At 72.0% G+C, this 654-nt stretch carries 1 protein-coding gene; it reads right to left on the bottom strand.

Annotated features, from left to right (window positions below; genetic code table 11):
- A partial coding sequence (locus G3I71_RS45440; RefSeq protein ID WP_164324789.1) for a trehalose-6-phosphate synthase occupies nt 1–546 on the bottom strand: 546 nt, incomplete at its 3' end.
- Between the last annotated feature and the right edge of the window lie 108 nt (nt 547–654).

The following is a 654-nucleotide window of genomic DNA, read 5'->3' as shown; positions in this document are numbered from 1 at the left end:
CCACGGCAGCTGCGCGAAGATCTCGAGCGGCGGGAACGGGATGTGGTGGAAGTAGCCGATCCGCAGGTCGGGCCGCAGCTCGCGCAGGTACGCCGGGACGAGCTGGAGCTGGTAGTCGTGCACCCACACGGTCGCGCCCGGCGACGCGTCGCGCGCGGCGGCCTCGGCGAACCGCCGGTTGACGCGCTGGTACGCGTCCCACCACTGGCGGTGGAACGTGGGCGGCGCGATCACGTCGTGGTACAGGGGCCACAGCGTGTCGTTCGAGAAGCCCTCGTAGTAGCGCTCGACGTCGTCGGACGTGAGCGTCACGGGCACGAGCTGCGTGCCGTCCACGTCGAACGGGTCGAGCTCCAGGCCGGGCGAGCCGCCCCAGCCGACCCACGCGCCGTCGGCCTTCGCCATCACGGGCGCGAGCGCCGTGACCAGGCCGCCGGGGGAGCGGGTCCAGCTCGGTGCGCCGTCGTCGTCCAGGCTCACGTCGACGGGCAGCCGGTTCGCGACGACGACCAGGTCGTAGCCGTCCTGCGGGGTGTCGGTGGGCACGACATCAACTCCTCGAGGTTCGCCATGACCCTAGTCGTCCTATGGGTGACACGCTCGGGGACGGGCAGGACCGCTCCGGGCCCGTGACCGGCTAGGTTGCCGGGCATG

Origin of the sequence: Streptomyces sp. SID12501 (genome assembly GCF_010550245.1) — a bacterium.
In the GTDB taxonomy this organism is placed as follows: domain Bacteria; phylum Actinomycetota; class Actinomycetes; order Streptomycetales; family Streptomycetaceae; genus Streptomyces.
This window is presented reverse-complemented; position numbering and strand designations above follow the sequence as displayed.